This is a genomic window from Polymorphospora sp. NPDC050346 (genome assembly GCF_040655695.1).
In the GTDB taxonomy this organism is placed as follows: domain Bacteria; phylum Actinomycetota; class Actinomycetes; order Mycobacteriales; family Micromonosporaceae; genus Polymorphospora; species Polymorphospora lycopeni.
The window spans coordinates 51,833-78,059 of the sequence record NZ_JBFAKM010000028.1; the positions used below are offsets into that span (position 1 = coordinate 51,833).

The following is a 26,227-nucleotide window of genomic DNA, read 5'->3' on the forward strand; positions in this document are numbered from 1 at the left end:
GTGGGATAACGTCCCGCCCCAGACCGGGTTAACGGTCGGGCTCCCTCCATGCCGCAAGAGCCAATCGACGGCGGGTGGATCGAGCCGTCGGATGGAGAAGGGGTTCGGGCCTTGAGGCAGAAGCTCGCGCGGGTGGTCGGTGGCGTGGCCATGATGGCTCTCGTCGCTGGTGCCGCAGCTTGTAGCAGCGGCGATGGCGGCACGGAGGCCGGCGGCGACGCCTGCGGCAACAAGATCGCATTCTTCGGTGCGCTGACCGGCAGTTCGGCGGCGCTCGGCATCAACGAGAACAACGGCGTGAAGCTCGCTGTTGACCAGTACAACAAGGCCAACCCGGACTGCACCGTCGAGCTGGTCCCGCTGGACTCGCAGGGCAGCCCCGACCAGGCGCCGGCGCTGGCGCAGCGCGCCATCGACGACGAGAAGATCCTCGGCATCGTCGGCCCGGCCTACTCGGGTGAGTCGGAGGCCGCTGGTCCGCTCTTCTCCGAGGCCGGTCTGGTCACCATCACCCCGTCCGCGACCCGGCCGAGCCTGGCCGAGCAGGGCTGGAAGACCTTCTTCCGGGCGGTCGGCAACGACCTGAGCCAGGGCCCCGCCGCCGGCAACTACATCAAGAACGTGCTGAAGTCCGACAAGGTCTACGTCATCGACGACCAGTCGGCCTACGGCGCGGGTCTGGCCGACGAGGTCAAGAAGGTTCTCGGCACCGCGATCGTCGGCGAGGACAAGGTCCAGGGCGAGGGCAAGCAGGTCGACTTCTCGGCGGTCATCGCCAAGGTCCGCTCGTCGGCCGCGACGGCCGTGTTCTACGGCGGCTACTACCAGGAGGCCGGCCTGATCCGTAAGCAGCTCACCGCTGCCGGGATCACCGCCACCCTGGTCGCCGGTGACGGCGTCAACGACCCGGCCTACATCACCTCCGCCGGCCAGGCTGCGGCTGAGGGCACGATCCTGACCTGCCCGTGCGCGCCGGCCGCCGAGGCCCGTGGCACCTTCGTCAACGACTTCAAGGCGCTGAACGGCACCGACCCGGGCACCTACAGCGACACGGCGTACGACGCGGCGAACATCCTGCTCGCCGGTATCAAGGACGGCAAGACCACCCGCCCGGGGCTGCTGGAGTTCGTCGGCGGCTACAGCGGTGAGGGTGTCGCGGCGTCCTACAAGTTCACCGAGACCGGTGAGCTGGACCCGGCCCAGGTCAAGGTCTGGGCGTTCAAGGTTGTCAACGGTGCGGTCGTGCCGGACCAGGAGATCCCCAAGTCCTGATGGTCTCCGCGTCTGCGGCGGCTCAGCAGTGATCGCGGGTGCGGCCGGGAGCTTGCGCGCTCCCGGCCGCACCCGACTTTCGTTTCAAGCCTGATGGAGCACCCCCCTTGAACTTCGACGGGTTGTTCTCCAACTTCGGAGAACTGACGACGACCGGCTTGACACAGGGTGCGATCTATGCCCTGGTCGCGCTGGGATACACGCTGGTATACGGCGTGCTCAGACTTATCAACTTCGCGCACTCCGAGGTCTTCATCGCCGGCGCCTTCGCCGCGCTGTGGACCTGGAGTGCGTTCGGACTCGACCAGAACTCGGTGATCAGCGGGTTCGGGACGATCTTGCTCTATCTGCTGGTCGCGATGGTGGTGGCGGCGCTGGCGTCGGCGGCGACCGCGACGCTGGTGGAGCGGGTGGCCTACCGGCCGCTGCGGAAGCGCAACGCCCCGCCGCTGGCCTTCCTGATCACCGCGATCGGCGCGTCGATCGTGATCGCCGAGGCGTTCGGTGTCTACACCCGGCGGCTGCCGCAGGGTGTGCCGACGATCGTCTCGAACACGCCGGTGATCACCATCGGCGGCGTCGGGATCACCCCGGTGCAGTTGCTGACCGTCGGCGCGGCACTGGTGATGATGGTGCTGCTGGACACGTTCATCAACCGCAGCCGGCTCGGCCGGGGTGTCCGCGCGGTCGCGCAGGACCCGAACACGGCGGCGCTGATGGGTGTCAACAAGGACCGGGTCATCATGCTGGTGTTCATCGCCGGTGGCGCGATGGCCGGTGTGGCGGGTCTGCTCTACAACATCCGGATCGGGGTGCTCACCTACAGCGTGGGCTTCCTGCTGGGCTTGAAGGCGTTCACCGCGGCGGTGCTCGGCGGTATCGGCAACCTGCGCGGCGCGCTGGTCGGCGGTCTGCTGCTCGGCCTCGTGGAGAACTACGCGGCCGAACTGTTCGGCTCGCAATGGAAAGACTTCGTGGCCTTCGCCGCGCTGGTCGTGCTGCTGATGTTCCGGCCGACCGGTCTGCTCGGGGAGTCACTGGGGAGGGCACGCGCATGACAACGTTCGTGAACAAGGTGCGCGACGGCAAGGCTGCGATGGCCGAGCGTTGGCACAACGCGCCGAAGTGGGTGCGGTGGGCGGCGATCGGCGCGATCATCGTCTTCTTCTACGCCCTGCCGAACAAGGAGTTCTACCAGTACCTCGGGCCGATCCCGACCACCGAGTCCAACTTCGGGCAGGTGCTCTTCACGGTCTCGATCTACGTGTTGCTCGCGGTCGGACTCAACATCGTGGTCGGGTTCACCGGCCTGCTCGACCTGGGCTACTTCGGCTTCTACGCCGTCGGTGCGTACACGGTGGCGGTGCTGACCTCGCCGGGCAGCGATCTGAAGACGTTGTGGCCGTGGCTGGCGGCGCTGCCGCTCGCGATCGGTATCACGATGATCTCCGGTGTGCTGCTGGGTACGCCGACGCTGCGGTTGCGCGGTGACTACCTGGCGATCGTGACGCTCGGCTTCGCCGAGATGATCCGGATCGCGGCGACCAGTTCGGAGTTCCTCAAGGGACAGCGGGGCATGAACCAGGTTCCGCACCCGCCGGGCAGCTACCCGGACGGTAAGCCGATCTTCGGTGTGCTGGACCCGCGACCTTACTACTGGCTGGTACTCACGCTGATCATCCTGGTGGTCCTCGGGGTGCGGAACCTGACCCGTAGCCGGGTCGGCCGGGCCTGGGTGTCGATCCGGGAGGACGAGGACGCGGCGCAGCTCATGGGTGTGCCGACGTTCAAGTTCAAGCTGTGGGCGTTCGCCGTGGGTGCGGCGATCGGCGGTCTGGCCGGTGCACTGTTCGCCGGTAAACAGAACTTCATCAACTCGCAGAGCTTCGAGCTGCTCAACTCGATCATCATCCTGGCGGCGGTGATCCTCGGCGGCTCCGGCAACATCGTCGGGGCGATCGTCGGCGGTGGCCTGGTGGCTTACCTGATCGAGCGGTTCCGGGGCATCGAGATCCTCGGTGTGCAGCTCTACGAGTACCGGTTCCTGGCGTTCGGTCTGGTCCTCGTGGTGATGATGATCTTCCGGCCGCAGGGCCTGATTCCGAACCGACGAAGAGCGGCCGAGTTCAAGGACCGCCGCAAGGAGGTGATCGTCGGTGGCTGAGCTGGCCAAGGAGGAGGCCGCGGCGGCTCCGGTCAGCCGTGAGCCGCTGCTGGAGGTCGACAACGTCACGCTGCGCTTCGGTGGCGTGGTCGCGCTCAACAACGTGGACTTCACCCTCTACAAGGGGGAGATCCTCGGACTGATCGGGCCGAACGGTGCCGGCAAGACCACCTGCTTCAACGCGATGACCGGCATCTACCGCCCGACCGAGGGCGAGATCCGGTTCCGCGGCGAGAAGGTGACCGGCAAGAAGCGGCACATGATCACCAAGATGGGCATGGCCCGTACGTTCCAGAACATCCGGCTCTTCCCGGAGATGACGGCGCTGGAGAACGTGCAGGTCGGCGCGGACGCGCACCACAAGACCAGCGTGATCTCGGCGCTGCTGCGGCTGCCCCGGCACTGGAAAGAGGAGCGCGAGGGCCAGGAGAAGGCCGCCGAGCTGCTCAAGTTCGTCGGCATCGAGGGCCGTACGCACGAGATGGCCCGCAACCTGTCGTACGGCGAGCAGCGGCGGCTGGAGATCGCCCGGGCGCTGGCGACCGATCCGGTGCTGCTGTGCCTCGACGAGCCGGCGGCCGGCTTCAACCCGGCCGAGAAGGAGGAGTTGCTCCACCTGATCCGGCAGATCCGCGACCGGGGCATCACCGTGCTGCTGATCGAGCACGACATGCGACTGGTCATGGGAGTCACCGACCGCATCGTGGTGCTGGAGTTCGGAAAGAAGATCGCCGAAGGGCTGCCCGCCGAGGTGCGGGAGAACCCGAAGGTGATCGCCGCATACCTTGGAGTGCCGGACGATGCTGCTTGAGATCGAGGACGTCAGCCTGCTCTACGGGCGGATCCAGGCGTTGCACGGCATCAGCCTCACCGTCGACGAGGGCGAGATCGTCGCCCTGATCGGCGCGAACGGTGCCGGCAAGTCGACGACGATGCGGGCGATCTCCGGCATCCGGCCGGTGGCATCGGGTTCCATCAAGTTCGCCGGTGAGGACATCACCAAGCTGCGGGCCGACCTGCGCGTGCAGCGGGGCCTGTGCCAGGCGCCGGAGGGCCGGGGGATCTTCCCCGGCATGTCGGTGCTGGAAAACCTGGACATGGGCGCCTACACCCGCAAGGACAAGGCCGGCATCGCCGCCGACCTCGACCGGGTGCTGAACCTGTTCCCGCGGCTGGCCGAGCGGCGCAAGCAGTCCGGCGGCACGCTGTCCGGCGGTGAGCAGCAGATGCTGGCGGTGGGCCGGGCGCTGATGAGCCGGCCCAAGCTGCTGCTCCTCGACGAGCCGTCGATGGGTCTGGCGCCGATGCTGATCCAGCAGATCTTCACGATCATCACGGAGATCAACGAGCAGGGCACCACGATCCTGCTGGTGGAGCAGAACGCCCAGCAGGCGCTGTCCCGGGCGCACCGGGCGTACGTCCTGGAGACCGGGCGGATCGTCAAGAGCGGGACCGGCCAGGAACTGCTGCACGACCCGGCGGTCAAGGAGGCGTACCTCGGCGTTGCCTGACCGGCTGCCGGGGTGCACGAATGGGGAGGAACGGGAAACATGAGGATCGGTAACGCGCGGCGGGCGGTGCTCGCCTCGGCGGGCGCGTTGGCGTTGGCGCTGTCGATGGCCGCCTGCGGCGAGCAGGAGAACGAGGGCGGTGCCTCGGGCACGAGCCCGGCCCCGTCGACCTCGGTCGACCAGGCGCTGGCCGACCGGGTGCCGGAGGCCATCAAGGCCGACGGCGTGATCAAGGTCGGTACCGACTCGACGTACCCGCCGGCGGAGTACCTCGACACCGACGGCTCGACGGTGATCGGCTTCGACGTCGACCTGTTCAACGCCGTCGCCGCGAAGCTGGGCCTGAAGGCCGAGTACGTGTCGGCGCCGTTCGACGCGCTGCTGCCGGGCGTGACGTCGGGCCAGTACGAGGTCGGCGTGTCGTCGTTCACGATCAACCCCGAACGCTTGCAGACGGTGACGATGGTCAGCTACTTCGAGGCCGGCACCCAGTGGGCCACGAAGACGGGCAACCCGGCCGGGATCAACCCCGACGACGCCTGCGGCAAGAAAATCGCGGTGCAGACCGGCACGGTGCAGCTCGACGACATCACCGCCCGGTCGGAGAAGTGCGTCACCGACGGCAAGCCGGCGATCACGATCGACCAGTACCAGGCGCAGAGCGACGCGACCGCCGCCGTGGTCAGCGGCAAGAACGACGCCATGCTGGCCGACTCGCCGGTCGGGGCGTACGCGGTGAAGCAGACCAACGGCCAGCTGGAGCTGCTCGGCGACATCTACGAGTCGGCGCCGTACGGCTACGCGGTCACCAAGGACCAGCAGGCGTTCGCCGAGGTGCTGCGGGACGCCCTGAAGGCCTTGATCGCCGACGGGTCGTACGAGGCGGCGTTGGCGAACTGGGGTGTCGAGGCCGGCGGCATCGACAACCCCGAGGTCAACGCGTAGCGATGTCGCTCGACAAGATGGAAACCGAACGGGCACGGCCTGAACCGATCAAGGCCGTGCCCGTACGGCATCCGGGGCGCTGGGTCGCGGTGGTCGTCATCGGCGTGCTGACGTCGATGTTCGTGCACCTGCTGGTGACCAACGAGGCGTTCCAGTGGTCGTTCATGGTCGACAACATGTTCCGGCCGCCGGTGATCGCCGGCCTGCGCGGCACGATCGCGCTGACCGTGACCTCGATGCTGATCGGTGTCGTACTCGGCACCATGATCGCGATCATGCGGATGTCGGAGAATCCGATCCTGCGCGGCGTGGCCTGGGTCTACACCTGGTTCTTCCGGGCGGTGCCCCGGCTGGTGCTGGCGCTCCTCTTCGGCAACCTGGGCATCCTGTGGTCGCGGCTGGAGTTCGGCCTGCCGTTCGACCGGCAGATCGGCGCCCTGTTCGGGGTGGAGAACTTCGAGGCCCGGCTGTTCGGGTTCAGCGCGGTCGACATCCTGAGCGGGTTCGTGGCCGGCATGCTGGCGCTCGGGCTGACCGAGGCGGCGTACATGGCCGAGATCGTCCGGGCCGGTGTCCAGTCGGTCGACCCGGGCCAGACCGAGGCGGCCGAGGCGCTGGGGATGTCCCGGTCGCAGATCCTGCGCCGGATCGTGCTGCCGCAGGCGATGCGGGTGATCATCCCGCCGACCGGCAACGAGACGATCGGCATGCTCAAGGACACCTCGCTCGTGGCGTTCGTACCGGTGTCGACCGAGCTGCTCTTCCAGCTCAAGGCGGTCGGCACGCGTACCTTCCAGGTCTTCCCGATGTACGTCGCGGCGTGCCTGTGGTATCTGCTGCTGACCAGCGTCCTGTTGGTCGGCCAGTACTACCTGGAGCGGCACTTCTCCCGCGGCTACGGGCGCAAGGAGAAGGCCCGGATGCGGCTGCGCAACATCGGCGCCGAGAACACCGGCCGGACGACGGGGGCATCGTGACCGAGCGGAGCGAGGGAACCGGTAGGCACAGGGTGTCGCACGGCGCCGCCGAGCGGAGCGAGGTGGCGGCGTGACCGAGCGGAGCGGTGTGGCCGAGGTCGTGAAGGAGACGGCGGAGCCCGGGGTGATGGTCCGGGCCGAGCAGGTGCACAAGTCGTTCGGCAGCCTGGAGGTGCTGCGCGGCATCGACCTGACCGTGCGCACCGGCGAGGTGAGCTGCGTACTCGGTCCGTCCGGGTCCGGTAAGTCGACGTTCCTGCGCTGCGTCAACCACCTGGAGAAGATCAACGCCGGCCGGATCTGGGTCGACGGCGAGCTGATCGGCTACCGGGAGCGCGGCGGGAAGTTGCACGAGCTGCGGTCCCGCGAGGTGGCCGCCCAGCGGCGCGACATCGGCATGGTGTTCCAGCGGTTCAACCTCTTCCCGCACATGACGGTGCTGGCCAACGTCATGGAGGCGCCGCTGCGGGTGCGCGGGGAGTCGAAGGCCGAGGGCCGGGAGCGGGCCGAGGCGCTGCTGGCCCGGGTCGGCCTGGCCGACAAGTCGGCCAGCTATCCGGGGCAGCTCTCCGGCGGCCAGCAGCAGCGGGTGGCGATCGCCCGGGCGCTGGCGATGCGGCCGAAGCTGATGCTCTTCGACGAGCCGACCAGCGCGCTGGACCCGGAGCTCGTCGGCGAGGTGCTGGACGTGATGAAGGACCTGGCCCGCGACGGGATGACGATGATCGTGGTCACCCACGAGATCGGCTTCGCCCGGGAGGTCGGCGACTCGCTGGTCTTCATGGACGGCGGAGTCGTCGTCGAGTCCGGCGTACCGCGCGAGGTGATCGCGAACCCCCGGCACGACCGTACGAAGGCGTTCCTGGCCAAGGTGCTGTGAACCGGGCCGCCCGGCCCGCCGTACCGTGGCGGGCCGGGCGGGGCCGGCGCCCGTCGGCCGGCCGGCGGCGCGACCGGCCGGGTCGCGGGCGGTTTCCGTCGGGGGGCCGGACTAGAGTGGGCCGACGTGACCGACAACCAGCCCCGACTGCTGTTGCTCGACGGCCACTCGCTGGCCTACCGGGCGTTCTTCGCCCTGCCGGTGGAGAACTTCTCCACCACGACCGGGCAGCCCACCAACGCGGTCTACGGCTTCACCTCGATGCTGATCAACCTGCTGCGCGACGAGAAGCCGACCCACATCGTGGTGGCGTTCGACGTGTCCCGGCGGTCGTTCCGCACCGAGAAATACGCCGAGTACAAGGCGGGCCGCTCGGAGACCCCGGCCGACTTCGCCGGGCAGGTGAGCCTGGTCCGTGAGGTCCTCGACGCGCTGCGTATCCCGGTGGTGGAGAAACCCGGCTACGAGGCCGACGACGTGCTCGCGACGCTGGCCTGCCAGGGCCGCGACGCCGGCATGCGGGTGCTGATCAGCAGCGGCGACCGGGACGCGTTCCAGCTCGTCGGCGACCAGGTCACCGTGCTCTACCCGCGCAAGGGCGTCTCCGACCTGGCAAGGATGGACCCCGCCGCGGTCACCGCGAAATACGGCGTGGGACCGGACCGCTACCGCGACCTGGCCGCCCTGGTCGGCGAGTCCAGCGACAACCTGCCCGGCATCCCCGGCGTCGGCCCGAAGACCGCCGCGAAGTGGATCAACCAGTACGGCGGGGTCGACGGCGTCGTCGCCCGGGCCGACGAGATCAAGGGCAAGGCCGGCGAGAGCCTGCGCGAGCGGCTCGCCGACGTGATCCGCAACTACGACATCAACTGCCTGGTCTCCGACCTGGAGCTGCCGCTGCGTCCCGAGGACGCGCGCTGGGCGGGCTGGGACCGCGAGGCGGTCCACCAGGTGTTCGACACCCTCCAGTTCCGGGTCCTGCGCGACCGGCTCTACCAGTACCTGGAGGCGGTCGAGCCGGAGGCCGAGGCCGGCTTCGACCTGGCCGGCGAGAAGCTGGCGCCGGGGGCGGTCGGCGCCTGGCTGGTCGACCACGTCGTGGTCGGCGAGCCGACCGGGGTGGCGGTCACCGGCACGTTCGGCCGGGGCACCGGCGCGCTGACCGGGGTGGCGCTGGCCACCGCGGACGGGCCGGCGGCCTGGTTCGACCCGGCGACCCTCGACGCGCAGGACGAGGCCGCCGTGGCGACATGGCTGGCCGACCCGGAGCGGCCCAAGGTGATCCACGACAGCAAGCCCGCGCTGCTGGCGTTCGCCGCGCACGGCTGGCGGTTGCGGGGCGTCGGGCGCGACACCGCGCTGGCCGCCTACCTGGCCCGCCCCGACCAGCGGTCCTACGACCTCACCGACCTGGCACTGCGCTACCTGCACCGCGAGCTGCGGATCGACACCCCGCAGAACGGGCAGCTCACGCTGGACGGGCTGGGCAACGACAGCGAGGTCGAGCAGAACCTGATGCTGCGGGCCCGGGCCACCCTCGACCTGGCCGAGGCGATCGACGAGGAACTCGACCGGGACGGTGAGGCGTCGGCCCGGCTGATGGCCGAGGTCGAACTGCCCCTGGTCGAGGTGCTGGCCGCGATGGAGCGGGCCGGGATCGCGGCCGACACCGACTACCTGTCGAACCTCGAGGCGCACTTCGCGGCCGAGGTGAAGGCGGCCGCCCAGGGGGCCTACGCCGCGGTCGGGCGCGAGTTCAACCTCGGCTCGCCCAAGCAGCTGCAGGAGATCCTCTTCACCGAGCTGGGCCTGCCCAAGACCAAGCGGATCAAGACCGGCTACACCACCGACGCCGACGCGCTGCAGTGGCTCTTCGCGCAGAACCCGCACCCGGTGCTGGAACACCTGCTGCGGCACCGCGACGTGGCCAAGCTGAAGTCGACCGTCGACGGCCTGCTCAAGTCGGTCTCCGACGACGGCCGGATCCACACCACGTTCCACCAGACGGTCGCCGCGACCGGCCGGCTGTCGTCGACCGACCCCAACCTCCAGAACATCCCGATCCGCACCGAGGAGGGCCGGCGGATCCGGCGGGCGTTCGTGGTCGGGGAGGGCGCCGAGTCGCTGCTCACCGCCGACTACAGCCAGATCGAGATGCGGATCATGGCGCACCTGTCGAAGGACGAGGCGCTGATCGAGGCGTTCAACTCCGGCGCCGACTTCCACGCCGCCACGGCCTCGTCGGTGTTCGGCGTACCGCTGGCCGAGGTGCTTCCCGACCAGCGGCGCAAGATCAAGGCGATGAACTACGGCCTCGCGTACGGCCTCAGCGCCTTCGGCCTCTCCCAGCAGCTCGGCATCTCGACCGAGGAGGCGCGCGGGCTGATGGAGGAATACTTCTCCCGGTTCGGCGGCGTGCGCGACTACCTCCAGTCGGTGGTGAAGCGGGCGGTGCAGGAGGGCTACACCGAGACGATCCTCGGCCGCCGGCGCTACCTGCCCGACCTCGTCAGCGACAACCGGCAGCGCCGCGAGATGGCCGAACGGATGGCGCTCAACGCCCCCATCCAGGGGTCGGCCGCCGACATCATCAAGGTCGCCATGCTCCGGGTCGACGCGGCGCTGCGCGACACCGACCTGCGGTCGCGGATGCTGCTGCAGGTCCACGACGAGCTGGTCTTCGAGGTCGCCACCGGCGAACGCGAGCGGCTGGAGACCCTGGTCCGGGCCGAGATGGGGGCCGCCTACCCGCTGTCGGTGCCGCTGGAGGTGTCGGTCGGGTTCGGCACCGACTGGAACAGCGCCGACCACTGACCGTCCGGGCCGGCCGCGCGGCGCGCGGCCGGCGTACGGGCTCAGCGCAGCGGGTCGTGCCCCCAGTTCATCAGTGAGTGTCGCCAGCGGGTGTCGGTGACGTCGCCGTCCGGGCGTTGCGCGAGGTGGCGGTGCACGTAGCCGACCACCTTGCGCATGTGGCTGCGGTCGTCGCCGGTCAGGTCGGGCTTCTTCGTACGCAGCAGGGCGACGATCCGCCGGCCCGATTCGTGCCCGGTCGTCTCGGCCGCGCCGCCCTTGTGCTGCCCGGCCTCCTTCGACGCGTCGGTGCCGAGCCAGTCCTCCAGTTCGCGTGGCGTCATGTTGACCGCCTCGCGGAAGTCCCGGTCGGTCTCCTCGTCGGTGTGCGGCATCCCGGCCTCCTCCGCCCGGTGCCCCGGCTAGCGCTTCTCCCGGCCGAGTGCCTCCGGCCGGTGTACGGCGTCGCGGCCGGACTTGTCGCTGCGTACCCGGAACTGGGGATGCTCCGGCGAGGCGTCGACGGTACGGCCGGCCGTCTCGGTCCGCTCGTCGATCTCCTCCTCCACGGTGCCGGGCACCGTCACACCGTGGCTGCGCCACGTCACCCGGTCGCCGACCCGGGGCTTTCCCCGTCGTTCCGCCATACCGGCCGGGTACCCGGGGCGGGCTCGTGGAAACGCGGCGGAGCCGGCCACCGGGCCGTCCTCCGCCGCGCGCCGCCCTGGGGTCAGCGCTGGTTGCCCGGCCGGCCGCCCCGGGTCGCCGGGTCCTGCTGACCGCCGCTCGACCGCGCCTTCTGCGGCGGTCCGCCGCCGTACCGGCCGGGCCGGGCCTGCATGGCGTGCATCAACTCGTCCCGGTCCATCCGGTCGGCGTCGGTGACCCCGGCGTGCCGGGCCTGTTCGGCGAGTTCGGCGGTGCTCATCTGCTGGTCGCGGGCCAACGGTCTCACCTCCGTGTCCGTGCTGCCTGCCCCCTGCGGATACCCGGCCCGGGCCGCGGCGAACGGGCCGCCCGGACGGGCCGGCCCGACGGGCGGCCAGGGCACGGTGGCCGGGGTCAGGCCGTGGGCGCGGTGGCCGGGGTCAGGCCGTGCCGGTGGCCGCCGGCTTGTCGCTGACGAAGATGGCGGTGCCGGGGAAGAGCCGGCCGCGCAGCGGGCTCCACTGCCCCCACACGCCCTCGTGCCCGGCCGGCCACTCCGGTTCCACCACGTCGCGTACGACGAAACCCGCCGCGACCAGCTCGCGGATCCGGTCGCCGAGGGTGCGGTGCTGTTCGACGTACGTCGGGGTGCCGGACTCGTCCTGTTCGACGTACGGGCGGCGGTCGAAGTACGAGTGCACCGCCCGCAGCCCGCCCTCACCCGGATCGTCGAGGAAGATCCACCGCATTGGGTGGGTGACGGAGAAGGCCCAGCGGCCGCCGGGACGCAGTACCCGGTGGACCTCGCGCATGACCGCCCCGGAGTCGGTGACGAACGGGACGGCGCCGAAGGCGGTGCAGACGACGTCGAACGAGCCGTCGCGGAACGGCAGCGCCATCGCGTCGGACTGGACCAGCGGTACGCGTACCCCGGATCTGTCGGCGCCGGCGGCGGCGTGCCGCAGCATGCCGGCGGACAGGTCGGTGGCGACCACCTCGGCGGCCTGGCCGACCAGCCAGCGGGCCACGGCGGCGGCACCGCAGCCGAGTTCGAGGACCCGCCGGCCGCGTACGTCGCCGAGCAGGCGGGCGTCGGACTCGCGCAGCCCCTCCGGGCACCACACGAAGTCGACGTCGCCGAGAAACGGGCCGTGTTCGGCCTGGTAGTCGTCGGCGTCCTGGTCCCACCAGCCCCGGTTGGCCCGCCGGCTCTCCGCGTCGGTCACCGTTCGCCGGGTGACCCTGGATTCCTCGTCCGTCACATCGCAGACCCTAGGGTGCGCGGCGGCGGGGACGGCGCGCGGCGGTCGGGGTGTTTCCTGCCCTTGCCGGAAGGTGAGATGATTGTGTGTTCGCGTCCCAGGATGCGGTCGGAAGTCCGGGTAGATCGGCCGGGTGATCGGCCGGGTGGCAATGCGGTGCGAAAAAGAGGGACCCGACTCGTGCCGGGAGGGCTTGCATGCTGTGGTAATGCACACGGTAGGCTAGTCGATGCGCTCGCGGATCGTGTGCCTCGGCAGGGAGCAGGTCCGCGGTCGACGGACATGACGAATGTGGCGTCGACGGATCCGCTGGCGCAAACAGGTCACTGCGACACCAGCCTTGCTGTGACACACACATCCGACCGGAGCAACCGCCCACATGACGAGCAGCATCGAGGCCACCTCGAGCGCCACCAAGGTCACCGTCGACGACCTCGGTTCCGAGGAAGCCTTCCTCGCCGCGATCGACGAGACCATCAAGTACTTCAACGACGGTGACATTGTCGAAGGCACCGTCGTCAAGGTCGATCGGGACGAGGTCCTGCTCGACATCGGCTACAAGACCGAGGGCGTCATCCCCTCGCGCGAGTTGTCGATCAAGCACGACGTGGACCCCGCTGAGGTGGTGTCGGTCGGTGACCAGATCGAGGCCCTGGTCCTCCAGAAGGAGGACAAGGAGGGTCGTCTGATCCTCTCGAAGAAGCGGGCGCAGTACGAGCGTGCCTGGGGCACCATCGAGAAGATCAAGGACGAGGACGGCGTCGTTCGGGGCTCCGTCATCGAGGTGGTCAAGGGCGGTCTCATCCTCGACATCGGGCTGCGGGGCTTCCTGCCCGCCTCCCTGGTCGAGATGCGGCGGGTCCGTGACCTTCAGCCGTACGTGGGTCGCGAGCTCGAGGCGAAGATCATCGAGCTGGACAAGAACCGCAACAACGTGGTCCTGTCCCGTCGCGCGTGGCTGGAGCAGACGCAGTCCGAGGTTCGCACCGAGTTCCTCAACAAGCTGCAGAAGGGCCAGGTCCGCAAGGGCGTCGTGTCCTCGATCGTCAACTTCGGCGCGTTCGTCGACCTGGGCGGCGTGGACGGCCTGGTGCACGTCTCCGAGCTGTCCTGGAAGCACATCGACCACCCGTCCGAGGTCGTCGAGGTCGGCCAGGAGGTGGAGGTCGAGGTCCTCGACGTCGACCTCGACCGCGAGCGGGTCTCGCTGTCGCTGAAGGCCACCCAGGAAGACCCGTGGCGTCAGTTCGCCCGCACCCACGCGATCCAGCAGATCGTGCCGGGTAAGGTCACCAAGCTCGTTCCGTTCGGTGCGTTCGTCCGCGTCGACGACGGCATCGAGGGCCTGGTCCACATCTCCGAGCTGGCCGAGCGCCACGTGGAGATCCCGGAGCAGGTTGTCCAGGTGGGCTCCGACGTCATGGTCAAGGTCATCGACATCGACCTGGAGCGGCGCCGGATCTCGCTGTCGCTGAAGCAGGCCAACGAGGGCTTCGTCGAGGGCGAGGAGCACTTCGACCCCACCCTCTACGGCATGGCCGCGACGTACGACAACGAGGGCAACTACATCTACCCCGAGGGCTTCGACCCGGAGACCGGGGAGTGGCTCGAGGGCTTCGACAAGCAGCGCGAGACCTGGGAGACGCAGTACGCCGAGGCGCGTCAGCGCTGGGAGGCCCACACCAAGCAGGTGCAGACCTCCCGGGCCGCCGACGCCGAGGCTGCCGCCAACCCGGCTCCGGCCGGCGGCGGGGCGACCTCGTCGTCCACCCCGGCTCCGGCCCGTCAGGCGGAGGAGCCGGCCGGCACCCTCGCCACCGACGAGGCGCTCGCCGCCCTGCGCGAGAAGCTCGCCGGCGGCAAGTAACCCGTACCGACAGCGGCCCGGCCGACCGACCCTTCGGGGTTGGCGGCCGGGCCGCTGCCTTTCCCCACCCGGCCCAGCTGCGCCCGCCCGTCCCCCAAGATCCGCGTGATCAGGGTTCGATTCGCGGGTGTCGTCGGCACGTCGGCCGCAAATTCCCTGATCACGGGGATCCTGGGGGCGGGCGCGGACCCTCGCGACAGGGGGAGAAGCGCATCCGGTTCACTTGAGACCGTGTTGAATGTGGGGCTTACCGGCGGGATCGGGTCCGGCAAGAGCTCGGTGGCGCGGCGGCTGGCGGAACACGGCGCCGTCGTCGTCGACTCCGACGTCATCGCCCGCGAGGTCGTCGCACCCGGCACCGACGGGCTGCGGGAGATCGTCGAGGCGTTCGGCGCCGGGGTGCTGCACCCCGACGGCAGCCTCGACCGGCCGGCGCTGGGCGCCCTCGTCTTCGGCGACACCGCCGCCCGCCGCCGGCTGGAGGAGATCACCCATCCCCGCGTACGGGCCCGGAGCCGGGAACTCGCCGCCGCGGCGGCACCCGACGCGGTGCTGGTCAACGACGTACCGCTGCTGGTCGAGGGGGGCCTCGCGCCGACGTACCACCTGGTGGTGGTCGTGGAGACCGACCGCGACATCCGGATCGGGCGGCTGGTCCGCGACCGGGGGATGACCGAGCGGCAGGCGCTGGACCGGATCGCGGCCCAGGCCGACGACGCGCGGCGGCGGGCGGCCGCCGACGTCGTGCTCCGCAACGACGGGGACCTCGCCGACCTGCACGTGGTGGTGGACCGGCTGTGGCGGCGGCTGGTGCCGTACGAGGCGAACGTCCGGCACCGGCGGCGGGCGCCGCGTCCGGCGGATGTGACGCTGGCCGGGCCCGACCCGTCCTGGCCGGACCAGGCCTGGCGGCTCGCCGACCGGATCCGTCACCTCGTCGGCGACCCCGACCGCCGGATCGACCACGTCGGTTCGACGGCGGTGCCGGGGCTGGCCGCGAAGGACGTCGTCGACCTGCAACTGTCGGTGTCGTCGCTGGCCGAGGCCGACTCGCTCGCCGACCGGCTCGCCGACGGCGGCTTCCCCCGACCGCCCGGTGACTGGTATGACTCGCCCAAACCGCCGGATCTCGACCCGGCGCGGTGGACCAAGCGGCTGCACGTCAACGCCGACCCCGGCCGGCCGGTCAACCTGCACGTACGGGTGACCGGCTCGCCGGGCTGGCGGTGCGCCCTGCTGCTGCGCGACCTCCTGCGCGCCGACGAGGCGACACGCGCCGAGTACCTGGCGCTGAAGCGGGGGCTCGCCGAGCGCTCCGCGACCGTCGACGAGTATGCCGAGGCGAAGGAGCCGTGGTTCGACGTCGCCTACGACCGCGCCCGGCGGTGGGCCGACCGGACCGGCTGGCAGCCGTAACAGCGCCGGCCCGGACCGACCTGGCCGGTGCGATGGTGCCGGCCGGTCGGGCCGGTCAGGCGCGCGGCACCGGGCGTACGTAGGCGACCCGGCCGGGATCGACGTCGAGCTGGGCGAACGCGCCCGTGCGGGTCCGCAGCTCCAGCCGGCGCAGCGCGCCGGAGGAGTCCACCCAGTACCGCAGCCGGCCCTGCCCCGGCCGCGCGCCCGGCTGTCCCGGGCGGCCGACCTCGAAGACGGTGACGGCGGTGCCGTCCACCCGGTCGTCGCGCAGCCGGATCGCCGACCGGCGCAGCGCGGCCACGTCGTCGCGGGCCCCGGTGCCGAGCGCCAGCAGTTCCGTGATCAGCAAGTCGACGTCGAGCGCACCCTGCGCGTCGCCGCGCTGGCGCCAGTCGACGTGGGTCCAGCTCCGGTCGGTCGGTGGCGGCACCGGCGGCTGCCGGTCGGCGGTCACCCGCTGCGGCGCGACCCGGATCGCCGGGCCGGTCCGGTCGGCGCGGATCAGTGCGGTCTCGCCGGGTTTGTCGAGGTCGCCGACGGCGACGTACGCGACGGTGTTGCGCCAGTCGACCAGTCCGGTGCCGCGCAGGTTCGCGGTCGGCATGGTCGGCAGGGTGAAGGTCACCTTGCCGCCGCCGAGCGCCCGGTTGCGCTGCCGCATCCGGGACAGCAGGTCGGCCTCCTCGCCGGTGACGGCCCGGGGCTCGACCGGCCGGCCGCCGAGCGCGTCGATCGCGGTGATCCCGGCGCTGTCGGCCCGGTCGAGATGCGCGTTGACCGGCTGGTTGCCGGCGAGCAGGGCCTCGAACCGGTGCAGTCGCGCGTCGCCGTCGAGCCAGTAGCGCACCGCGCCGCCCATCGCCGCCAGCGATGTCTCCGCCGGTCGCGCCGACGCCGGCCCAGCGGCCGGGTCGGTGGTCGCCGCCCCGGCGGTACGGGACGCGTCCGCCCCGGCCGACGCCGATCCGTCGGCCGTCCGGCTGCCGACGGGTGCGGTGGCCGTACCCGTGGGGCCGGTGGGCGATGGGCCGGCGGCGGACGGGCCGATGGCCGGTGGCGTCGGGGGCCGGGTGGTAGCGGGGGAGGCCGTGGCGGTCGGGGTCGCCTTGGGCTGGGGCGGCACCGCCGGGCCGAGCAGCACGTCGACCGTGGCCCCGCCGGCCCGGTCCCGGCCCAGCCAGCGGGCCTCGCTGTGCTCGATCAGGTCGGCGGCGTCGGCCCGGTCGTGGGCGATGGCGAAGAGCAGGGCCAGGAACGACTCGACCGGTGCGGCCTCCGGCCCGCCGGCGGTGAACCGCTCGACCCGCCAGCCGTCGGTGGGCGGTACGTCGGGCGGCGCGGCCGCGACCGAACTCCCCGCCGTGCCGGTGGGGCCGACGGTGCCGACCGCGCCGGTTCCGGCGGGTGGTGCGGTGCCGTCCGGTGCGGGGTCCGCCGACCGGGTGGCGAGGACGCCGGGCATCGCCTGGAGCAGGCCGCGCCGTTCGCCCGCGCCCGGCCCGGACACCGACAGGTACGCCAGCGCGCGGGTCCAGTCGACCCGGCCGATGAGGCGCACCTCGGCCCCGGGGTCGCCGATGGTGGCGCGTACGCCGACCCGGGCCTGCTGGAAGTTGGTCATCCGCATCGTGGCCAGCCGTTGTGCCTCGGCCGTCGACAGCGGCCGGGCCTGCGGCTGGGCCGGCGGCGCGCACGAAACGAGGCCGGTGGCCAGGCCGGCCGCGGATCCGATGGCGATGCAGCCGAGGGCGACCAGGGCGACGATCCGGCGGCGGTCGCCGGTGGGGGAGAACCTCACGCGTGGTTGAACGCCGGTGGCGGGGCGAAGGTGACGTGCGCCCACGAACGGGATGGGGACGCCCGGGCGGGCGTAGGGGCTGCTCGCGGCGGCCGGTCTGCGCTTGCGCGCGACCGCGTCCGGTGCGCTCGCCGGCGATGTGCCGGGGCTGCAACCACGCGCCGGGTCCGATCGGCCGGTGTGGAGGCCCGATCGTCGACCCGGACGACCGCCGCGAGCGGCCTACCCCTAGCACGGTAGTCCGGTGACCTTTACCACACAATGGGAATATCGAAGCTGATCGTGTACTGACCGTTGCCGGTCCGCGGGCTGTCAGACCCTGGGCGTACGTTTGATGGCATGGCGCTCGACATTCCACGGCTCGACGGTCGCTTCGAGGTGATCAGCGACTTCATCCCGTCCGGCGACCAGCCGACGGCAATTGATGATCTTGAGCGCCGGGTGCGGCGGGGTGACCGCAATGCCGTGCTGCTCGGCGCGACCGGCACCGGCAAGAGCGCGACCACCGCCTGGCTGATCGAGCGGTTGCAGCGGCCGACCCTGGTGCTGGCACCCAACAAGACCCTGTGCGCCCAGCTCGCCAAGGAGTTCCGCGAGCTGCTCCCGCGAAACGCGGTCGAATACTTCGTCTCCTACTACGACTACTACCAGCCCGAGGCGTACATCGCGCAGACCGACACCTACATCGAGAAGGACTCCTCGATCAACGAGGAGGTCGAGCGGCTGCGGCACTCGGCGACCATGTCGCTGCTGACCCGTCGCGACGTGGTGGTGGTGGCGACCGTCTCGGCGATCTACGGCCTGGGCACCCCGCAGGAATACCTCGACCGGGCGGTCCGGGTGCACGTCGGGCAGGAGATCGAGCGCGACAAGCTGCTGCGCCGGCTGGTCGACGTGCAGTACACCCGCAACGACCTGGCGTTCACCAGGGGCACGTTCCGGGTCCGCGGCGACACCCTGGAGATCATCCCGGCCTACGAGGAGCTGGCGGTCCGGATCGAGTTCTTCGGCGACGAGGTGGAGAAGCTCTACTACCTCCACCCGCTGACCGGTGAGGTGGTCCGCGAGGTCGACCACCTGCTGATCTTCCCGGCGACGCACTACACCGCCGGGGCGGAGCGGATGGAACGCGCGATCAACGACATCGAGGCGGAGTTGGCCGAGCGCCTCGACGAGCTGGAGCGCCAGGGCAAGCTGCTGGAGGCGCAGCGGCTGCGGATGCGCACGACGTACGACGTCGAGATGATGCGCCAGGTCGGCTCCTGCTCCGGGATCGAGAACTACTCGATGCACATCGACGGCCGGCTGCCCGGCAGCCCGCCGCACTGCCTGCTCGACTACTTCCCCGACGACTTCCTGACCGTCGTCGACGAGTCGCACGTCAGCATCCCGCAGATCGGCGGCATGTTCGAGGGCGACGCGTCCCGCAAGCGGGTGCTGATCGAGCACGGGTTCCGGCTGCCCAGCGCGCAGGACAACCGGCCGCTGCGGTTCGACGAGTTCCTGGAGCGGGTGGGGCAGATGGTGTTCCTGTCCGCCACCCCCGGCCCGTGGGAGCTGGAACAGGTGCAGGGCGAGGTGGTCGAGCAGGTGATCCGCCCGACCGGCCTGGTCGACCCCGAGGTCGTCGTCAAGCCGACCAAGGGGCAGATCGACGACCTGATGCACGAGATCCGGCTGCGCACCGAGCGCGACGAGCGGGTCCTGGTCACCACCCTGACCAAGAAGATGGCCGAGGACCTCACCGACTACCTGCTGGAGCACGGCATCCGGGTCCGCTACCTGCACTCCGAGGTCGACACCCTGCGCCGGGTCGAGCTGCTGCGCGAGCTGCGCAAGGGCGACTACGACGTGCTGGTCGGCATCAACCTGCTGCGGGAGGGGCTCGACCTGCCCGAGGTGTCGCTCGTCGCCATCCTCGACGCCGACAAGGAGGGCTTCCTGCGCAGCGGGCGGTCTCTGATCCAGACCATCGGCCGCGCCGCCCGTAACGTGTCCGGGCAGGTGCACATGTACGCCGACAAGATGACGCCGTCGATGGCCGCGGCGATCGACGAGACCAGCCGCCGGCGGGCCAAGCAGATCGCCCACAACGAGGCGCACGGCATCTCGCCGGCACCGCTGCGCAAGAAGATCCACGACATCCTCGACGACATCTACCGCGAGGCCGACGACACCGAGGGCGCGCTCGCCGGGCACGGTCCGGGCGGGGCGATCATCGGTGGCGGCGGCCGGCAGATGTCGCGGGGCAAGGCGCCGGTGCCGGAGACCCGCTCGCGGGGCCGGGCGACCACCGGACCGTCGCGCGAGGGCATGGCCCGCGCCGACCTGGCCCAGCTCATCCAGGACCTCAACGACCAGATGCTGGCCGCCGCCCGGGAGCTGCAGTTCGAGCTGGCGGCCCGGATCCGCGACGAGGTGGCCGAGCTGAAGAAGGAACTGCGCGGGATGGACGTGGCCGGCGTCAAGTAGCCGGCGCCGGCCGGCGGTCGGCAGGTCAGACGTAGCGGTCGAAGCCGCCCTCGGAGTCGATCACCTGTCCGGTGATCCAGCGGGCGTCCGGCGAGCACAGCCAGCCGACCAACCGGGCCGCGTCGTCCGGGGTGCCCCACCGGCCACCGGGAAAGAGCCGGGCCACCGCCTTGTGGGCGGCCGGCCCCGCATACCCGGTGTCAGTCGGTCCCGGGTTGACGCAGTTGACGGTTACCCCTCGGGGTGCCAGCAGCCGCGCGAACTGCCGGGTCAGCACCTCGACGCCGGCCTTGCTCGCCGCGTACGCCAGCTCGTCCGGCATCGGGCCGAGCCGCTGCCCGCTGGAGAACAGCACCACCCGGCCACCCTCGGCACCGTCGGGGAAGCCGGCGGCGAACGCCTCCACCAGCAGCATCGTGGCGCGTACGTTGACCACCAGGTGCCGGTCGATCTCCGTCGCGTCCAGCCCGCCGAGCGCCGTACGCGTCGAGTAGGCGTGCACCGCCAGCAGCGCGTCCAGCCGGCCGTGCCGCTCCCGGGCGTGCGCGACGAGGGCGGCCGGGGCCGCCGGGTCGGACAGGTCGGCCTCGACGTGTTCCGCCCGGTCGCCGAGTTCGGCGAGCAGCGCCGGCACGCCGTCCGGGTCGCCGCCGTACGGCTGCTCCGCGTCGTACCCGGGCAGGCCGGTGAGGGCCACCCGCCAGCCGTCGGCGACCAGCCGGCGGGCGACGGCCGCGCCGATCCCGATCCGACGGCTGACCCCGGTCACGAGCGCTACCGGCTGTGTCATGGTCCGAGCAAACCCCACCTGGGGTGCCGGCCACCAGCGAATTCGGGCCCCGTGCCCGGTTCGTCACCGTACGTGGATGGGGTGGCCCTCCAGCGGGTCAACGGGCCCGGTTGTCGCACAGGGTTGTTATGGTTCGGCCCGCCCCCGCAAACCGATCGCATCCGGAGCCTCGTAGTGGCCATCTACCAGCACATCACCGAGTTCGCCGGCCTTCCAGTCACCGTTTTCGACCCCGAGTCGACCGCCCCGACGGCCGACCCCGCCGCGACCGCCTGGCGGGTCGAGGGCGACTACGAGACCAGCACCGACGAGTTCCGGGAACTGTTCGAGAAGTTCCTGGCCGTCGTCGCCCCGGCGCAGGTGCGGGCCCTGATCATCGGCCAGTGGGGCGAGGCGTACGAGGAGAGCGCGCCCGTCGACATGCTGGTCGAGTTCGCGCCCCGGTTCACCGCGCTGCGGGCGCTGTTCCTCGCCGAGCTGACCATGGAGGAGTCGGAGATCTCCTGGATCCAGCAGGCTGACGTCACCCCGCTGTTCACCGCCTTCCCCGACCTGGAGATCCTGCGGGTGCGCGGCACCGAGGGCATGGAGCTCACCCCGGTGCGGCACACCGCGCTCCGCGAGTTCGCGATCGAGTCCGGTGGCCTGCCCGGCCGGATCGTCCGGCAGGTCGCCGAGTGTGACCTGCCCGGCCTGACCCACCTCGAGCTGTGGCTCGGCACCGACAACTACGGCGGCGACGCCACCATCGACGACTTCGCCCCGATCCTGGCCGGTGGCCGGCTGCCGGCGCTGCGCCATCTCGGGCTGCGCAACGCCGAGATCGCCGACCAGGTCGCCGCCGCGGTGGCCGGTGCCCCGGTCGTCGCCCGGCTCGAGGTCCTCGACATGTCGCTCGGCATGCTCGGCGACGACGGCGTCGCCGCCCTGCTCAGCGGGCAGCCGCTGACCCACCTCAAGCGTCTCGACCTGCACCGCCACTACATCAGCGACGAGGTCGGCGCGCGGCTGGCCGGGGAACTGCCCGGCGTCGAGGTCGACCTGTCCGACCAGCAGAAGGACCGCCCGGGCGACCGTTACGTGGCCGTCTCGGAATGACACTCCCGCCCGTGCTGGTCGTGGTCGGCAACCCGGACAACCGCCGGGTCACCGGCTTCCGGGCCGCCGCGGCCGGCGGCTGGCCCGGCCGGCTGGAGGTGTTGCCCTGGCGGCGCCTCGTCACCGGCCCGGTGCGGCTGCCGGCCGGAGCCGTCGTCCGGATCGACTCGCCCGGTGAGGACGCCGAGGTCGACCGGCTGCTGCGCGGCGCCGCCCGGCCGGCCGAGCACGGCGAGATCACCGGCCTGGCCGCCTGGCACCGGGGGCTGGGCGACGCCCTCGACCGCCTCGCCGCGGCCGCACGGGCGGCCGGGGCGACCCTGCTGAACGCACCGGACGAGATCCGCACCATGTTCGACAAGCGGGCCTGCCACGCCCGGCTGGCCGCCGCCGGGGTGCCGGTGCCGGCCGCCCTGCCGGCGGCGCCGCGCGACTACGGCGAACTACGGGCGGCGCTGCGCGCGGCCGGCTGGTCGCGGGTGTTCGTCAAACCGGCCCACGGCTCGTCGGCGTCCGGGGTGCTGGCACTGGAACTGGCCGGCGGCCGGATCAGGGCGACGACCTCGGTCGAACTGACCACCGGCGGGCGCCTGTTCAACTCACTGCGGGTCCGCACCTACCAGGCCGAACGGGACGTCGCCGCGATCGTCGACCGGCTGGCCCCGGACAGCCTGCACGTCGAACGGTGGTTTCCCAAGGCCGGCCTCGGCGACCGGGCCGTCGACCTGCGGGTGCTCGTGGTGGCGGGTGAGCCGACCCACACGGTGGTGCGGTCGAGCCGTGGCCCGCTGACCAACCTGCACCTCGGCAACGCCCGCGGCGACCTGGCGGCGCTGCGGGCGGCGATGGGGCCGGCCGCCTACCGGTCGGCGCTCGACACCTGCGCCCGCGCCGCCGGTTGCTTCCCGGGGAGCCTGCACGTCGCGGTCGACCTGCTGCCCGGCGTCGGCTGGCGGCGGCACGCGGTCGCCGAGGTCAACGCCTTCGGCGACCTGCTGCCCGGCCTGCGCGACGACGCCGGCCGCGACACCTGGGCGGCGCAGTTGCACGCCCTGCGCACCGGCCGGTTCACCGCCCCGCGCACCGTCCGGGGCGCCACGGCCGGCGGGGCGGGTGCGGTTCCGGCCGGCCGGGTCGGCTCCGGGGTGGCGGCGTGAAGGACCTCGTCGGCAGCCACGACCTGCTCTTCGTCACCCTCGACACGCTGCGCTACGACGTCGCCGCCGAACTGGTGGCGGCCGGCCGTACCCCGGCCCTGGCCCGGGCCCTGCCCGGCGGGCGGTGGCAGCGGCGGCACAGCCCTGCCAGCTTCACGTACGCCGCCCACCAGGCGTTCTTCGCCGGATTCCTGCCCACCCCGACCGCCCCGGGGCCACACCCGCGGCTGTTCGCCGCCGCGTTCCCCGGCAGTGAGACCACCGGCGGCGACACCTGGGTCTTCGACGCCCCCGAGGTGGTGAGCGGGCTGGCCGCGGCCGGCTACCACACGGTCTGCGTCGGCGGGGTCGGCTTCTTCAACCACCGCTCGCCGCTCGGCCGGGTGCTGCCCGGCCTGTTCGCCGAATCGCACTGGGAGCCGGAGTTCGGGGTGACCGCGCCCGGCTGCCTCGAGGCACAGCTCGACCGGATCGCCACGGTCGTGCCGGCGGTCCCCGCCGACCGGCCGCTGTTCCTGTTCGTCAACGTCGCCGCGATGCACCAGCCCAACCGCCACTACCTGCCCGGTGCCGCCGCCGACAGCCGGGACAGCCACGCCGCCGCGCTGGAATACGTCGACCGGCACATCGGCCGGCTCTTCGCGCTGGCGACCGCACGCGGCCGGCCGTGCCTGGTGCTGATCTGCGCCGACCACGGGACGGCGTACGGCGAGGACGGCCACACCGGGCACCGGGTGGCCCACGAGGTGGTGTGGACGGTGCCGTACGCCGAGTTCGTCATCGAGCCGGGGCAGTGGGAGCTTTCCGGAACGGCAGCGCCGGCCGGCGACGGGCGGGTCGTTCCATGATCGACGGATCGCCGTACCAGGGGTACCTCTACGCGTACCCGCACAAGACGGCCTACCGGCCGCTGCGGCCCCGCCCGGCGCTGCGCGACGTGTGGTCGGCCGAGCCGACCGACGCCCTCATGCTCTACCTGCACCTGCCGTTCTGCGAGATGCGGTGCGGCTTCTGCAACCTGTTCACCCGCGCCAACCCACCCGCCGAGCAGGTCCGCGCCTACCTCGACCAGTTGCGTCGCCAGGCGACCCGGGTCCGCGAGGCGCTCGGCGGGCGGCCCGGGATCGCCCGGCTCGCGGTCGGCGGCGGCACCCCCACCTACCTCACCGCCGGCGAACTGACCGAGATGTTCGACATCGTCGCCGACTTCGGCGCCCCGCTCGGCGCCGTACCCACGGCGGTCGAGACGTCGCCGGCCACCGCCACCGACGACCGGATCGCGGTGCTGGCCGAGCGCGGCACCACCCGCGTCAGCATCGGAGTGCAGAGCTTCCTCGACGCCGAGGCGCACGCCGCCGGCCGTCCCCAGAAGCGGGCCGAGGTCGAACGCGCCCTGGCCACGATCCGGGCCCACGACATCCCGGTGCTCAACCTCGACCTCATCTACGGCATCGGCGGACAGACGGCCCGGACGTGGGCCTACTCGCTGGACGCCGCACTCGCCTGGCGGCCCGAGGAGGTCTTCCTCTACCCGCTCTACGTACGGCCGCTGACCGGCCTCGGTCGCCGGGTCCTGCCGCTGTCCGCGGCGGGCGGTCCGGCACCCGGCGGCCCGGACCCGGCCGTCGGTGGCCCGGATCCGGACTTCGGCGGGCCCGGGGCGGCGGGGGAGGACCCCTGGGACGCCCAGCGGCTGGCGCTGTACCGGCAGGGGCGTGACCACCTGCGCGCCGCCGGCTACCGACAACTGTCGATGCGGCACTTCCGCCGCGCCGACCTGCCCGACGACGACGCGCCGGACTACTCGTGCCAGGACGACGGCATGGTCGGCCTCGGCTGCGGCGCCCGTTCCTACACCGCCGACCTGCACTACTCGTTCGACTACGCGGTCGGCATCGGGCAGGTCCGGGCGATCATCGACGACTACCTGCGCCGCCCGGCCGTCGACTTCGACCACGCCGAGGTCGGGTTCCGGCTCGACGGAACCGAGAAACGGCGCCGCTGGCTGGTCAAGTCGCTGCTGCGGGCCGAGGGCCTCGACCCGGCCGCCTACCGGGACCGGTTCGCCGCGGACCCGGGCGACGACTTCCCGCAACTCGATCTCCTCGCCGGGCGGGGCTGGCTACGGCGCGACGCCGGCCGGCTCGCGCTCACCGACGCCGGCCTGGAACGCTCCGACGCGATCGGCCCGTGGCTGGTCTCCGGCCCGGTACGCGCCGCGATGGCGGAGCACGTGCCGCGATGAACCTGTCGATCCTCTACCGGGGGCCGCTGGCCAGTTGCAACTACGACTGCCCCTACTGCCCCTTCGCCAAGCGCCGGGACAGCCGCGCCGAGCTGCGGGCCGACCGGGAGGCACTGGCCCGGTTCGCCGACTGGGTCGACCGCAACCCGGACGGCGACCGGATCTCGGTGCTGTTCACCCCGTGGGGCGAGGGCCTGACCCGATCCTGGTACCGCCAGACGCTGACCCGGCTGTCCCACCTTCCGCACGTCGACCGGGTCGCGATCCAGACCAACCTGGCCTGCCGGCTCGACTGGGTCGCCGACGCCGACCGGGACACCCTGGCCCTGTGGGCCACCTACCATCCGGGCCAGGTGCGCCGGGACGCCTTCCTCGACAGGTGCGCGACCCTGCGTGACCTCGGCGTGCGCTTCTCCGTCGGCGTCGTCGGCCAGCCCGAACACCTGGCCGAGGCGCGGGCGCTGCGGGCGGCCCTGCCCGACGACGTCTACCTGTGGGTCAACGCCGCCGACGGCCACCGCTACGAGCCGGCCGAGGAGGCCGACTGGACCGCGATCGACCCGCTCTTCGGCTACAGCGTCCGGCCACACGAGTCGGCCGGTCGGGCCTGCCGGGCCGGCGAGACCGTGATCTCCGTACGCGGTGACGGCCAGGTGCGGCGCTGCCACTTCGTCGACGAACCGCTGGGCAACCTCTACGACGGCTCCTACCGCGCCGCGCTGCGGCCACGCCCCTGCCCCAACCGGCTCTGCGACTGCCACATCGGATACGTGCATCTGAAGAACCTGCCGCTCTACGACGTCTTCGCCGGCGGGGTGCTGGAACGCATCCCGGTCCGCGGCGTGACCTGGGGGGTGCCGCGCCGCGCGCTGGCCGCCTCCTGACCGGGCAAACCGGTTGCCCGGTCCACGGCGGCGGCGGGAGTCTGG

The 26,227-nt window shown here is 71.7% G+C and carries 22 protein-coding genes and 1 pseudogene; 17 read left to right on the forward strand and 6 right to left on the reverse strand.

What is annotated here, in order from left to right; genetic code table 11:
• Positions 1-111 precede the first annotated feature (111 nt).
• The 9 genes from AB0I42_RS25535 (at position 112) to polA (ending at position 10,563) form a co-directional block, all read left to right on the forward strand.
• Positions 112-1,272 (forward strand): branched-chain amino acid ABC transporter substrate-binding protein, encoded by a 1,161-nt coding sequence (locus AB0I42_RS25535; RefSeq protein WP_357540800.1) that lies wholly within the window; start codon positions 112-114, stop codon positions 1,270-1,272.
• 107 nt (positions 1,273-1,379) lie between these two features.
• On the forward strand, positions 1,380-2,330 hold the full coding sequence (locus AB0I42_RS25540) for a branched-chain amino acid ABC transporter permease (RefSeq protein ID WP_357540802.1): 951 nt from the start codon (positions 1,380-1,382) through the stop codon (positions 2,328-2,330).
• Positions 2,327-3,436, forward strand: a complete 1,110-nt coding sequence (locus tag AB0I42_RS25545; protein ID WP_357540804.1) for a branched-chain amino acid ABC transporter permease — start codon at positions 2,327-2,329, stop codon at positions 3,434-3,436. Before AB0I42_RS25540 ends, AB0I42_RS25545 begins: the two co-directional genes overlap by 4 nt.
• Position 3,437: 1 nt before the next feature.
• Positions 3,438-4,247 (forward strand): ABC transporter ATP-binding protein, encoded by an 810-nt coding sequence (locus AB0I42_RS25550; RefSeq protein WP_357540883.1) that lies wholly within the window; start codon positions 3,438-3,440, stop codon positions 4,245-4,247.
• Positions 4,237-4,947 (forward strand): ABC transporter ATP-binding protein, encoded by a 711-nt coding sequence (locus AB0I42_RS25555; RefSeq protein ID WP_357540806.1) that lies wholly within the window; start codon positions 4,237-4,239, stop codon positions 4,945-4,947. Before AB0I42_RS25550 ends, AB0I42_RS25555 begins: the two co-directional genes overlap by 11 nt.
• Before the next feature lie 39 nt (positions 4,948-4,986).
• Positions 4,987-5,892 (forward strand): ABC transporter substrate-binding protein, encoded by a 906-nt coding sequence (locus AB0I42_RS25560; RefSeq protein ID WP_357540808.1) that lies wholly within the window; start codon positions 4,987-4,989, stop codon positions 5,890-5,892.
• Positions 5,893-5,894: 2 nt separating this feature from the next.
• Entirely contained in the window at positions 5,895-6,869 is a 975-nt protein-coding gene (locus tag AB0I42_RS25565; RefSeq protein WP_357540810.1) for an amino acid ABC transporter permease, read from the forward strand.
• A 127-nt stretch (positions 6,870-6,996) separates the two neighbouring features.
• The gene (locus AB0I42_RS25570) at positions 6,997-7,749 is read left to right on the forward strand and encodes an amino acid ABC transporter ATP-binding protein (RefSeq protein WP_357540885.1); all 753 of its coding nucleotides are present in this window, start codon (positions 6,997-6,999) and stop codon (positions 7,747-7,749) included.
• A 126-nt stretch (positions 7,750-7,875) separates the two neighbouring features.
• Complete coding sequence (gene polA, locus AB0I42_RS25575; RefSeq protein ID WP_357540812.1) at positions 7,876-10,563, forward strand: DNA polymerase I; 2,688 nt, start codon at positions 7,876-7,878, stop codon at positions 10,561-10,563.
• Between the two features lie 44 nt (positions 10,564-10,607).
• Here polA and AB0I42_RS25580 read toward each other — a convergent pair.
• From AB0I42_RS25580 to AB0I42_RS25595, 4 genes and pseudogenes are all read right to left on the reverse strand, one after another.
• Positions 10,608-10,937: pseudogene (locus AB0I42_RS25580) on the reverse strand (DUF3140 domain-containing protein); the annotation flags it as partial.
• A 27-nt stretch (positions 10,938-10,964) separates the two neighbouring features.
• Complete coding sequence (locus tag AB0I42_RS25585) at positions 10,965-11,189, reverse strand: DUF2945 domain-containing protein (RefSeq protein ID WP_357540814.1); 225 nt, start codon at positions 11,187-11,189, stop codon at positions 10,965-10,967.
• 83 nt (positions 11,190-11,272) lie between these two features.
• Complete coding sequence (locus AB0I42_RS25590) at positions 11,273-11,497, reverse strand: hypothetical protein (protein ID WP_357540816.1); 225 nt, start codon at positions 11,495-11,497, stop codon at positions 11,273-11,275.
• Between the two features lie 133 nt (positions 11,498-11,630).
• Positions 11,631-12,452, reverse strand: coding sequence for a class I SAM-dependent methyltransferase (locus tag AB0I42_RS25595; RefSeq protein WP_357540818.1), 822 nt, complete (start codon positions 12,450-12,452; stop codon positions 11,631-11,633).
• A gap of 379 nt (positions 12,453-12,831) precedes the next feature.
• Between AB0I42_RS25595 and rpsA the strand changes: the two genes are divergently transcribed.
• Positions 12,832-14,319, forward strand: a complete 1,488-nt coding sequence (gene rpsA, locus AB0I42_RS25600; RefSeq protein WP_357540820.1) for a 30S ribosomal protein S1 — start codon at positions 12,832-12,834, stop codon at positions 14,317-14,319.
• 231 nt (positions 14,320-14,550) lie between these two features.
• A complete protein-coding gene (gene coaE / locus AB0I42_RS25605) occupies positions 14,551-15,735 on the forward strand; it encodes a dephospho-CoA kinase (protein WP_357540823.1) in 1,185 nt (394 codons plus the stop codon).
• Positions 15,736-15,790: 55 nt separating this feature from the next.
• Here coaE and AB0I42_RS25610 read toward each other — a convergent pair whose 3' ends face one another.
• On the reverse strand, positions 15,791-17,536 hold the full coding sequence (locus AB0I42_RS25610) for a hypothetical protein (RefSeq protein WP_357540825.1): 1,746 nt from the start codon (positions 17,534-17,536) through the stop codon (positions 15,791-15,793).
• A 339-nt stretch (positions 17,537-17,875) separates the two neighbouring features.
• Between AB0I42_RS25610 and uvrB the strand changes: the two genes are divergently transcribed.
• Complete coding sequence (gene uvrB, locus AB0I42_RS25615) at positions 17,876-20,008, forward strand: excinuclease ABC subunit UvrB (protein ID WP_357540827.1); 2,133 nt, start codon at positions 17,876-17,878, stop codon at positions 20,006-20,008.
• Between the two features lie 25 nt (positions 20,009-20,033).
• On the opposite strand, the gene AB0I42_RS25620 is transcribed toward uvrB, so the two are convergent.
• Positions 20,034-20,798 (reverse strand): SDR family oxidoreductase, encoded by a 765-nt coding sequence (locus AB0I42_RS25620; protein WP_357540829.1) that lies wholly within the window; start codon positions 20,796-20,798, stop codon positions 20,034-20,036.
• 174 nt (positions 20,799-20,972) lie between these two features.
• On the opposite strand from AB0I42_RS25620, the gene AB0I42_RS25625 reads away from it, so the two are divergent.
• From AB0I42_RS25625 to AB0I42_RS25645, 5 genes are read left to right on the forward strand one after another with little or no spacing between them, the layout of a single operon-like run.
• Positions 20,973-21,896, forward strand: a complete 924-nt coding sequence (locus tag AB0I42_RS25625; RefSeq protein ID WP_357540831.1) for an STM4015 family protein — start codon at positions 20,973-20,975, stop codon at positions 21,894-21,896.
• The gene (locus AB0I42_RS25630; protein ID WP_357540833.1) at positions 21,893-23,053 is read left to right on the forward strand and encodes an STM4014 family protein; all 1,161 of its coding nucleotides are present in this window, start codon (positions 21,893-21,895) and stop codon (positions 23,051-23,053) included. Before AB0I42_RS25625 ends, AB0I42_RS25630 begins: the two co-directional genes overlap by 4 nt.
• Complete coding sequence (locus AB0I42_RS25635) at positions 23,050-23,901, forward strand: STM4013/SEN3800 family hydrolase (protein WP_357540835.1); 852 nt, start codon at positions 23,050-23,052, stop codon at positions 23,899-23,901. Before AB0I42_RS25630 ends, AB0I42_RS25635 begins: the two co-directional genes overlap by 4 nt.
• Positions 23,898-25,298, forward strand: coding sequence for an STM4012 family radical SAM protein (locus AB0I42_RS25640; protein WP_357540837.1), 1,401 nt, complete (start codon positions 23,898-23,900; stop codon positions 25,296-25,298). The genes AB0I42_RS25635 and AB0I42_RS25640 overlap by 4 nt, the downstream gene beginning before the upstream one ends.
• Entirely contained in the window at positions 25,295-26,182 is an 888-nt protein-coding gene (locus tag AB0I42_RS25645) for an STM4011 family radical SAM protein (RefSeq protein ID WP_357540839.1), read from the forward strand. The genes AB0I42_RS25640 and AB0I42_RS25645 overlap by 4 nt, the downstream gene beginning before the upstream one ends.
• The last annotated feature ends 45 nt before the right edge of the window (positions 26,183-26,227 follow it).

Coding starts and splice junctions, on each gene's coding strand:
- uvrB (WP_357540827.1), top strand. CDS start 17,876: ATGGCGCTCGACATTCCACGGCTCGACGGTCGCTTCGAGGTGATCAGC.
- AB0I42_RS25645 (WP_357540839.1), top strand. CDS start 25,295: ATGAACCTGTCGATCCTCTACCGGGGGCCGCTGGCCAGTTGCAACTAC.
- AB0I42_RS25555 (WP_357540806.1), top strand. CDS start 4,237: ATGCTGCTTGAGATCGAGGACGTCAGCCTGCTCTACGGGCGGATCCAG.
- rpsA (WP_357540820.1), top strand. CDS start 12,832: ATGACGAGCAGCATCGAGGCCACCTCGAGCGCCACCAAGGTCACCGTC.
- AB0I42_RS25620 (WP_357540829.1), bottom strand. CDS start 20,798: ATGACACAGCCGGTAGCGCTCGTGACCGGGGTCAGCCGTCGGATCGGG.
- AB0I42_RS25565 (WP_357540810.1), top strand. CDS start 5,895: ATGTCGCTCGACAAGATGGAAACCGAACGGGCACGGCCTGAACCGATC.
- AB0I42_RS25640 (WP_357540837.1), top strand. CDS start 23,898: ATGATCGACGGATCGCCGTACCAGGGGTACCTCTACGCGTACCCGCAC.
- AB0I42_RS25560 (WP_357540808.1), top strand. CDS start 4,987: ATGAGGATCGGTAACGCGCGGCGGGCGGTGCTCGCCTCGGCGGGCGCG.
- AB0I42_RS25630 (WP_357540833.1), top strand. CDS start 21,893: ATGACACTCCCGCCCGTGCTGGTCGTGGTCGGCAACCCGGACAACCGC.
- AB0I42_RS25585 (WP_357540814.1), bottom strand. CDS start 11,189: ATGGCGGAACGACGGGGAAAGCCCCGGGTCGGCGACCGGGTGACGTGG.
- AB0I42_RS25545 (WP_357540804.1), top strand. CDS start 2,327: ATGACAACGTTCGTGAACAAGGTGCGCGACGGCAAGGCTGCGATGGCC.
- AB0I42_RS25570 (WP_357540885.1), top strand. CDS start 6,997: ATGGTCCGGGCCGAGCAGGTGCACAAGTCGTTCGGCAGCCTGGAGGTG.